This is a genomic window from Sphingomonas sp. NPDC019816 (assembly GCF_050274375.1).
GTDB lineage: Bacteria > Pseudomonadota > Alphaproteobacteria > Sphingomonadales > Sphingomonadaceae > Sphingomonas.
This window is the reverse complement of record NZ_JBNNOB010000148.1, coordinates 1-8537: the sequence shown is the minus strand read 5'-3', so window position 1 is coordinate 8537 and position 8537 is coordinate 1. Positions and strand designations below refer to the sequence as shown.

At 66.7% G+C, this 8537-nt stretch carries 11 protein-coding genes and 1 other RNA gene; 3 read left to right on the top strand and 9 right to left on the bottom strand.

Annotated elements, in window-relative coordinates; genetic code table 11:
- Both ACQKJZ_RS16605 and ACQKJZ_RS16600 read right to left on the bottom strand, forming a co-directional pair.
- On the bottom strand, positions 1-433 hold a 433-nt coding region (locus ACQKJZ_RS16605; RefSeq protein ID WP_427732477.1), incomplete at its 3' end, for a deoxyhypusine synthase family protein.
- Positions 434-619: 186 nt separating this feature from the next.
- A complete protein-coding gene (locus ACQKJZ_RS16600; RefSeq protein WP_427732475.1) occupies positions 620-1855 on the bottom strand; it encodes a type III PLP-dependent enzyme in 1236 nt (411 codons plus the stop codon).
- A 141-nt stretch (positions 1856-1996) separates the two neighbouring features.
- Here ACQKJZ_RS16600 and ACQKJZ_RS16595 point away from each other — a divergent pair, with 141 nt between their 5' ends.
- The 3 genes from ACQKJZ_RS16595 (at position 1997) to mtgA (ending at position 4005) form a co-directional block, all read left to right on the top strand.
- Positions 1997-2959: a threonine ammonia-lyase gene (locus ACQKJZ_RS16595; RefSeq protein WP_427732473.1), complete on the top strand. Its 963-nt coding sequence runs from the start codon at positions 1997-1999 to the stop codon at positions 2957-2959.
- Positions 2959-3123, top strand: a complete 165-nt coding sequence (locus tag ACQKJZ_RS16590; RefSeq protein WP_312490487.1) for a hypothetical protein — start codon at positions 2959-2961, stop codon at positions 3121-3123. The genes ACQKJZ_RS16595 and ACQKJZ_RS16590 overlap by 1 nt, the downstream gene beginning before the upstream one ends.
- Before the next feature lie 207 nt (positions 3124-3330).
- Positions 3331-4005 carry a monofunctional biosynthetic peptidoglycan transglycosylase gene (mtgA, locus tag ACQKJZ_RS16585; protein WP_427732470.1) on the top strand — a complete coding sequence of 225 codons (675 nt, stop codon included), beginning with the start codon at positions 3331-3333 and terminating at the stop codon, positions 4003-4005.
- A gap of 431 nt (positions 4006-4436) precedes the next feature.
- Here mtgA and ACQKJZ_RS16580 read toward each other — a convergent pair whose 3' ends face one another.
- The 7 genes from ACQKJZ_RS16580 to ACQKJZ_RS16550 form a co-directional block, all read right to left on the bottom strand.
- Positions 4437-4688, bottom strand: a complete 252-nt coding sequence (locus tag ACQKJZ_RS16580) for a hypothetical protein (protein ID WP_427732468.1) — start codon at positions 4686-4688, stop codon at positions 4437-4439.
- A gap of 73 nt (positions 4689-4761) precedes the next feature.
- A complete protein-coding gene (locus ACQKJZ_RS16575) occupies positions 4762-5085 on the bottom strand; it encodes a YbaB/EbfC family nucleoid-associated protein (RefSeq protein ID WP_312490484.1) in 324 nt (107 codons plus the stop codon).
- 1 nt (position 5086) lies between these two features.
- Positions 5087-6766 carry a DNA polymerase III subunit gamma/tau gene (locus ACQKJZ_RS16570; protein WP_427732466.1) on the bottom strand — a complete coding sequence of 560 codons (1680 nt, stop codon included), beginning with the start codon at positions 6764-6766 and terminating at the stop codon, positions 5087-5089.
- A gap of 121 nt (positions 6767-6887) precedes the next feature.
- Positions 6888-6985, bottom strand: an RNA gene (ffs, locus tag ACQKJZ_RS16565) — signal recognition particle sRNA small type.
- Between the two features lie 74 nt (positions 6986-7059).
- Positions 7060-7374, bottom strand: a complete 315-nt coding sequence (locus ACQKJZ_RS16560) for a hypothetical protein (protein ID WP_409789982.1) — start codon at positions 7372-7374, stop codon at positions 7060-7062.
- A gap of 96 nt (positions 7375-7470) precedes the next feature.
- Positions 7471-7776 carry a 2Fe-2S iron-sulfur cluster-binding protein gene (locus ACQKJZ_RS16555; RefSeq protein ID WP_427732464.1) on the bottom strand — a complete coding sequence of 102 codons (306 nt, stop codon included), beginning with the start codon at positions 7774-7776 and terminating at the stop codon, positions 7471-7473.
- The coding region (locus ACQKJZ_RS16550; protein ID WP_427732462.1) for a cysteine desulfurase family protein at positions 7773-8537 on the bottom strand (765 nt) is incomplete at its 5' end. The genes ACQKJZ_RS16550 and ACQKJZ_RS16555, both read right to left, overlap by 4 nt.

Genomic DNA, 8537 nt, shown 5'->3' with positions numbered 1-8537 from the left:
AGTCCTGAAGCTGCTCTTCGTCGATATAGGTGTCGTAAATGCGGTCGATGTAGAGCGAACGCAGCGTGTTGTCGTCCGGCACTTCCAGCGCCTGGTAGTGCTTGTGACCCAGGCCCTCGAAGAAATCCATGTCGACGATCGACGCGCCGGTCGCGACCACGCCGTCGATCATGTTCGAGCGCAGCAGTTCGGCATACAGGTCCATGCAGCCGCCGGCCGAGGTCGAACCCGCGATCACGAGGAAGATCGAGCAGTCCTTGTCGGCCAGCATCTGGTTGTAGATGCCGGTCGCGCGCGCCAGGTCGCGGCTGGTGAAGCTCATCTTGCCCATCGAATCGATGATCGGGCGGGCGTCGAACTTGGTGATGTCGATATGCTCGACCACGCTGGAGAGCAGCTCGGCCTTACGGTTGTCGTTGATCGTGTCGGTCATGATGGTTCCATCATCATCGAGAAGCCGCCGTCGTTATTGGGGACGCGGTAACCCGGCTGGCCCGGTCCTGCGGCCAAGCGCGGGAACGGGTATGGGAAGGGGCCTTATCGCGGGACAAACCGCAATGCCACCCCATTCCCCTCCCGCCGGAGCGGGAGGGTTATGAAGATTGCTAGTGACGCTGGGTTACAGCTTGACGACGTTCGCGGTGCGGACCTGCTCGGCCTCGTCGCGATAGACCGAGAACATCGGCTCGTCGTCGGTCACGACGAACTCGTGACAGGTGAAGCCGTTGAACTGCGTCCGCATCGCCTGGCCGTACGCGCCCAGCATCCCGATCTCGAAATAATCGCCGGTATTCGTGTCCGCGGGCAGCGGGAACGGACCCTGCATGAAATCGAGATCGTCGCAGGTCGGGCCCCAGAAGCTGAAGTCCATGTCGCGCACGTCCGAGCTCGGCTCACGCAGCAGCTGGACCGGATACTTCCACCCGATATGCGCCGCATCGAACAGCGCGCCGTATGCGCCGTCGTTGATGTACAGCTCATGCCCACGACGACGCTCGACGCGCACCACGACCGACGAATATTCCGCGCACAGCGCCCGGCCCGGCTCGGCCCAGAGTTCGGCCGAATAGGATACCGGCAGGCTCTCGAACGCGCGGTGGATCGTCTCGAAGAAACGCTCCAGCGGCGGCGGGGTCATGCCCGGATAGGCCGAGGGGAAGCCGCCGCCGACATCGATCACGTCGACCGTGACCGCCGCCGCGACGATCGCCGCGCGCACCCGCTCCATCGCCGCCGAATAGGCGTCGGGGGTCATGGTCTGGCTGCCGACATGGAAGCAGATGCCCAGCGCATCGGCGACCTGGCGGGTCGCGATCAGCAGGTCCTTCGACTCCTCCAGGCTGACGCCGAACTTCGATCCCAGGCTGAGCTTGGCATATTCGGACGACACGCGCATGCGGACGCACAGGGTCAGGTCGGTCGCGCCGTTCGTGGCGCGGACGATCTTCTCCAGCTCTTCCATGCAGTCGAGCGAAAAGGTGCGGACGCCGTGGGTGAAATAGGCCTCGGCGATCGCCTCTTCCGACTTCACCGGATGCATGAAGCAGCAGACGGCCTGCGGGGCGACCGACTTCACCAGACGAACTTCCGCGATCGAGGCGGTGTCGAAATGGGTGATGCCATTGTCCCACAGGATCTGGATCAGATCCGGCGACGGATTCGCCTTCACCGCATACATCGGCCGACCCGGAAACTTCTCGACGAAGAATCGGGCGGCGCGCGCAGCGGCGTGCGGGCGAAGCAGCGTGACCGGATCAGCCGGACGACGCTTGGCGATGTCGATGCCGCGCTCCAGGTTGGAGGGGACGGCGGTCGAGTGGGCAGCTAGCCCCAGCGCGCGATGATTCTGGTGCAACTCAAGGGACCTCCAATTGCCTGACGGCATACGGTGACAAAAAGCTGCCTTGCGGTTGGAAGTCCCATGGGGCAGCGGAGGCGCGAAATAGGGTCCGCTTTTTCGATTGTAAAGCGGTAGAACGGGCGTCGGAGATAAAAAGTGACAATCTTAAGACAGCCTACCAAAGCAGGGGTCCGCGACGCCGCCGAGAAGATCGCCCGCATCCTGCCTCCGACGCCGATATTTCCCTTGTCGATCAATGGGAAGACGGTGGTTTTCAAGGCGGAGAACCTGCAACCGGTCGGGGCGTTCAAGCTACGCGGCGCATGGCATCGCCTGACCGCGCTGGATGAGGCTTCGCGGGCGCGCGGCGTGGTCGCCTTTTCATCGGGTAATCATGCGCAGGGAATCGCCTGGGCCGCGCGGCGGCTGGGGATCGCGGCGACCATCGTGATGCCGGCCGATGCACCACCCTCCAAGCGTGAGGGCACGCTGGCCCTTGGGGCCGAGATCGTCGATTATGACCGCGCGACCGAAAGCCGCGAGTTGATCGCGCGTCGCCTCGCCGAGGCGCGCGGCGCGACGCTGGTGCCCAGCTTCGACGACCCCTGGGTGATCGAGGGGCAGGGGTCCGCCGGCATCGAGGCGGCGGCGCAGATGGCGGCGCTGGGGCTGCCCGCACCGGCGCATGTCGTGTCGCCCTGCGGCGGCGGCGGGCTGGCAGCGGGACTGACCCTCGCGCTGCCCGAGGCACGGGTGACGGTGGTCGAGCCCGAGGGCTGGGACGATATGCGCCGTTCGCTGGAGGCGGGATGGATCGAGCCGGTGGGCGACAATCCGCCACCGACCGCCTGCGATTCGCTTCAGACGACGCAGGTCTCGCCGCTGACCTTCGAGGTGCTGGCGCGGCGTGGAGCCGAGGGCGTGGCGGTCAGCGAGGCGGAGGTGGCGACGGCGCAGCGCTTCGCCGCCGACCGCCTGCGGCTGGTCGTCGAGCCGGGCGGCGCGGTGGCGCTGGCGGCCGTACTGGCGGGCCGGGTGAGGGCGGAGGACGGAATGCTGATCCTGCTGTCGGGCGGCAATGTCGACCGCGCCGCCTATGCGCGCGTGCTGGCTGGCTGATGGAGGCGATCGCCCAGGCCGCGCCGGGGATCGCGATGCTGGCCGCGTTCGCCTGCGTCGCGGGCGGGATCGCCACGATCCGGCGCGGAGATCGCCGCAAGGGCGCGCTGATGCTGGTGATGGCGGTGGTGCTGGTCGGCAATGTCCTGATCTGGACGCTGTAGCGTTCCGTTCCCCGGCGAAGGCCGGGGCCCAGTTTCTTTGTCGTTGGAGGTGCGCGATCCGTCGGAGGCAGATGTCGCGCGCCAAGGGGCTACGACGCCATGCCGATTTCCCCGCCCACCAAATAGCAACTGGGCCCCGGCCTTCGCCGGGGAACAGGAAATTTCGTGGTCCGTGACCTGACCCGCAAACCCCGCTAGAGACCCATCATGTTCCGCATCGCTCGCTGGGCCCTGAAGGCCGTGCTCGCCTTTGTGATCGTCAGTGTCATGTGGGTCGGCATCTATCGCTTCGTGCCGCCGCCGATCACCTTCACCATGCTGGGCGACGTGATCTCGGGGCGCGGCGTCACCAAGGACTGGATGCCGCTGTCCCAGATGGACCCAGACATGGCGCGCGCCGCGATCGCCGGCGAGGATGCGCGTTTCTGCTCCCATAGCGGATTCGATTTCCAGGCGATGGCGAACGCCGCCTATCGCAACGCCAAGGGCGGACGGATCCGCGGCGGCTCGACCATCAGCCAGCAGACCGCCAAGAACGCCTTCCTGTTCCAGAATGGCGGCTATGTACGCAAGGCGTTCGAGGCCTGGTTCACCTTCCTGATCGAAACGCTGTGGGGCAAGCGGCGGATCATGGAGGTGTATCTCAACATCGCCGAGACGGGGATCGGCACCTATGGCGCCAATGCGGGGGCGATGCGCTATTTCGGGCATGACGCCTCGCGCCTGTCCCCGACCGAAGCGGCGCGGATCGCGGCGGTGCTGCCGCTGCCCAAGAAGCGCGAGGCGGTGGCGCCGACCGGGTTCGTCCGGCGGCATGGCAATGTCATTGCGCGCTATGTCGGGATGGTGCGGCGGCAGGGGCTGGATAGGTGTATTCGGTAGGGGTCAGTCTTGGCGAGACGCCGTTCCCTCCCCCATCCCCTCCCGCCTGCGGGAGGGGCGTGCTCGGTGCGGCCCGAACGCACCAAAACGTATCGAATGCCGCTTATCATCTGACAAAAACACGCCCCTCCCGCAGGCGGGAGGGGATGGGGGAGGGCGGTCGCCACACCGCGCTAAACCCTCGGAAGACCCTGAAAGGGCACATGCTAAACCGGGCGACAGTCTGGTACTGGAAGACGCAGTCCCCTGCGGCACTATGCCGGGCAAAGGCGGTGCACCCACCGCGAAACGGAATGCACCACTCACCGCGACAATTACAATCCGCCGCAGTGACCGCAGGACATTAACGTCGCAAGTGGACCCCCGATCCGAAGATCGGCCCCTATGACCACCGGCCGGATGCAAATCAGCCCGGCCGGTGGCAAGTCACCTTATTTCGCGTCACCGGAAATCGCGTCACCGGCCTTCTCGGCGGTATCCCCGACGCTCTTCGCGGCCGAAGTCACCGCCGCGTCACGGCGGTTTTCCGCGCCGCCCCGGCTGAACAGATAGAAGCCGCCGACCAGCACCGCGATCAGCAGGACGATGGCGATCGCCATGCCGCCACCGCCGCTGCGGCGTTCGATCACGGTCGTGTGCGGCTGCTGATTGCCATAGGTTTCGGTAACGCGTTCGTCGGCCATGACATTCCCTCCTCTTATGATGAGGGGAGCAACGCCATGGCCGACATACCGTTCCCGAAACGACATTGCCGGATCAGAAGGGCAGCTTGAAGCCCGGCGGCAGCGGCAGGCCGCTGGTCATCTTCGACATTTCGCTGCCCGAGGCGGTGTCCGCCTTGGTCCGCGCGTCGTTGATCGCGGCGGCCAGCAGATCCTCCAGCATACCCTTTTCCGACGGCTGCATCAGCGAGTCGTCGATGGTGATGCCGATGATCCGGCCCTTGGCCGACGCCTTCACCTTCACCAGACCACCGCCCGAGACGCCCTCGACCTCGATGGTGTCGAGATTGGCCTGCGCTTTTTCCAGTTCGTTCTGGACGTTCTGGGCCATTGCCAGGATTTCGTCGAGATTCTTCACATCATGCTCCGTTCACACTGCGTTTGCCGGGCCATTCCATCAATTCGGCCTCGGGGAAAGCGTCTCGCGCGGCGCGGACCATGTCCGATTCCCACGCGGCGTTCTTGATCGCTTCCTCGGCCGCCACCTGCTGCTCGTGCAAGGTCGGCTGGCCGGGGACGTCCTCCAGCGTGACGCGCCAATTCTGGCCCGTCGCCGTCTTCAGCGCCGCGATCAGCTCGCTCAGCGTATCGGCCGCGATCGGGCGCGATCCGCTGAACACCATCTCCGGCGGGGTATAACGCACGAGACGCGCGCCGTGGCGCAACCGGGCCGCCAGCGCCAGCTGCCCCATATCGTCCAGCCGGTCGATCATCGCGACGAAGCTGTCGGGCAGCCTGGGCGGTTCGGGCTCGGCGGGCGGAGGCGGCGGGGCGAGGGCGACCGGCGCGGCGGCCGGCGCCGCCTGATGCGTCACGGCCGGCGCGCTGGATGCCGCGACGCCGCCGTCGCGGATCTGTCGCGCCAGCTCACCCGGATCGGGCAGGGTCGAGGCATGGATGGCCCGGAGCAGCGCCATTTCCGCCGCTTCGATGGGCAAAGCGGCGCGGGCGACCTCGTCATGCCCCTTCAGGAATAGCTGCCACAGCCGATGCAGCGCGGGGAAGCTGAGCGAACCCGCCCATTCCTCACGCGCGGCGCGCTCCTCCAGCGGTTGCGCGGCATCTGGCGGCGTGCCGACCTTGGTCAGCGTGATGCCGTGCACCGTCTCCAGCAACGAGCGCAGCACCGATTGCGGATCGACGCCATAATCATATTGCCGCCGCAGCGAGGCGAGGGCACCCGCACCGTCGCCGTTCAGCACGAGCCCCAGCAGGTCGCGCACCGCGCCGCGATCCGACAGGCCCAGCATCTCGCGCACCGCCGCAGCGGTGACGCCGCCGCCCTCCAGATCGGCATGGGCGATCGCCTGATCGAGGATCGACAGGCCGTCGCGCGCCGAGCCTTCCGCCGCGCGCGCGACCAGCATCAGCGCCTCGTCCTCGGCCGCTACGCCTTCCTTGACGCAGATGTCGGCGAAATGCGCGGCCAGCTTGTCCGCCGTGATCCGCCGCAGGTCGAAACGCTGACAGCGCGATAGGACAGTGATCGGGACCTTGTTCACTTCCGTGGTGGCGAACAGGAATTTCACATGCGCGGGCGGCTCCTCCAGCGTCTTCAACAGCGCGTTGAAGGCGTTCTTGGAGAGCATATGGACTTCGTCGACGATGTAGATCTTGAAGCGCGCCGAGACCGCGGCATAGCGCGACGCCTCGATGATCTCGCGCACGTCGTCGACGCCGGTATGGCTGGCGGCGTCCATTTCGATCACGTCGATATGGCGGCCTTCGGCGATGGCGCGGCAGGGCTCGCAGACACCGCACGGGCTGATCGTCGGGCCGCCATTGCCGTCGGGGCCGACGCAGTTCAGCGCCTTGGCGATCAGCCGCGCGGTCGAGGTCTTGCCGACCCCGCGCACGCCGGTCATCAGGAACGCATGGGCCAGCCGGTCGCGCTTGATCGCATTGCCCAGCGTCTGGACCATGGCATCCTGCCCGATCAGGGCGTCAAAGGTCTGCGGCCGGTATTTGCGCGCGAGGACGCGGTAAGCCTCGGCCTTGGCAGGCTGGGGCGGTTCGCCCAGGTCGAACGAATCAGCCATGACGGGTCGGACAAGTCGGGGTGAGGGAAATCATCGCCGACCAACATAGGCGCTCGGGCGCGCGCCGTCATCAACGGATACACTGATGGTGTATCGGATGAGACGTGGACCGGCATGTGCGGAGGGTGGGAGCCGGGACGACCCGCAGCGAAATCGTTACGGCTGCTTCCGTCAGGACCTGACCGGGTTGGCGACGACTACGTCCGCCCGACTCCCGGTCGCGCATATGGCGAAACGGGGCCGGGGGATCAAGTCCTTATCCCACGGCCCCGCGCGCGACGAAGATGTACGCCTTAGCGATAGGTGTTGAAGCAGCGGCGCACCGGGCCGTTCCAGGTCCGCTCCCAGCGGCACACGACGCGCGGGCGGCTATAGCCACCGCGATGCCAGCGCGGGCCACGGTTCCAGCCCGGTCCGCGATCCCAGCGGGGACCCCGATGCCAGCCGGGCCCACGGTCCCAGCCCGGTCCGCGATGATGCCAGCCGGGACCACGATCCCAACCCGGTCCACGGCCCCAGCGGTCATGCGGCGCGGCATCGGCCGGCGCGGCGGCGGTAATACCCGTGACGGCGATCAGGCCGGCACCCAATACAGCAAGAAGTTTCATACGCTTTACTCCCGGTCGTCTCGCCTGTCAGCGAGCATGGGAAGAGAATGGCGAATCGGCGATGATTGCGTGCTGAACCAATTCGTTATCCCAGGTTCAGGGAATGCGGACGGTACACCCCGCCATATCGGGCGTCAGTATGATCTGGCACGCCAGCCGGCTGGTGCGGGTGGCATCGGGCACCAGGTCGAGCATGTCTTCCTCCTCGGCGGCGGGGGCGGGCAAACGGTCGAGATAGGCGGGGTCGATCAGGACATGGCAGGTCGCACAGGCCATCTGCCCGCCGCATGTGCCCTCCAACGGTTGCCCCGCCCGCTGGCCGATGCGGAGCAGGGTTTCGCCCGGTATGGCCTCCGCCGTGACGGAGTGACCGTCGCGGGTGATGAAGGTCAGCGCGATCATGCCCGCTGCGTCCTGGCAGCGGCGACGAGTTGGTCGATGGCTCGGATCAATTCGTCCTCGGTGGTGTAGCGGCCGAAGCCGATGCGGATCGATGATTTCGCCTGGGGCACCGACAGGCCGAGCGCGGTCAGCACATGGCTGGTCCGCCCCGATCCGCTGGCACAGGCGCTGCCGGCTGAAAAGGCGATGTCGCGGCAATCGGACATCAGCCGCGCGACATCCAGCCCATCGCGACGGACGTTGAGGTTGCCGTGATAACGCTGCGCCACCGATCCGTTAATGGTCCAGTCCGGGCCCAGCCGATCGACCGCCAGCGTCCAGAGCCGCTCGACATGGGCGGCATCGTCCTCGGCCCGCATCGCCATCAGCCGCGCCGCCGCGCCGAACCCGGCACAAAGCGCGGGGCTGAGCGTGCCCGAGCGTCCACCCTCCTGATCGCCGCCGTGCAACAGCGGGGGAAGGGTGATCCCGTCCCTGATCCACAGTGCGCCGATCCCCTTGGGGCCATGGATCTTATGGGCGGAGATCGCGACCAGGTCGGCCGTGTCGGGGATTGCGATCCGGCCATAGCCCTGTACCGCGTCGCACAGCATCCAGGCGCCGGCGCGGTGCGCTTCCTCGGCCAGCGCGGCGACCGGCTGGATGGTGCCGATCTCGTTGTTGACCAGCATCGCGGCGACCAGGCCGGTCATGCCCCCGGCATGACCTAAACGATGCGGGGCATCGTTTACCTGCCACTGGGTCGGGGGTGGGGCGTCTCC

What these genes read in the sequence shown, in the direction of transcription:
- ACQKJZ_RS16580 (WP_427732468.1), bottom strand. Translation starts at nt 4,688, where the DNA reads ATGGCCGACGAACGCGTTACCGAAACCTATGGCAATCAGCAGCCGCAC.
- ACQKJZ_RS16590 (WP_312490487.1), top strand. Translation starts at nt 2,959, where the DNA reads ATGGAGGCGATCGCCCAGGCCGCGCCGGGGATCGCGATGCTGGCCGCG.
- ACQKJZ_RS16570 (WP_427732466.1), bottom strand. Translation starts at nt 6,766, where the DNA reads ATGGCTGATTCGTTCGACCTGGGCGAACCGCCCCAGCCTGCCAAGGCC.
- ACQKJZ_RS16560 (WP_409789982.1), bottom strand. Translation starts at nt 7,374, where the DNA reads ATGAAACTTCTTGCTGTATTGGGTGCCGGCCTGATCGCCGTCACGGGT.
- ACQKJZ_RS16555 (WP_427732464.1), bottom strand. Translation starts at nt 7,776, where the DNA reads ATGATCGCGCTGACCTTCATCACCCGCGACGGTCACTCCGTCACGGCG.
- mtgA (WP_427732470.1), top strand. Translation starts at nt 3,331, where the DNA reads ATGTTCCGCATCGCTCGCTGGGCCCTGAAGGCCGTGCTCGCCTTTGTG.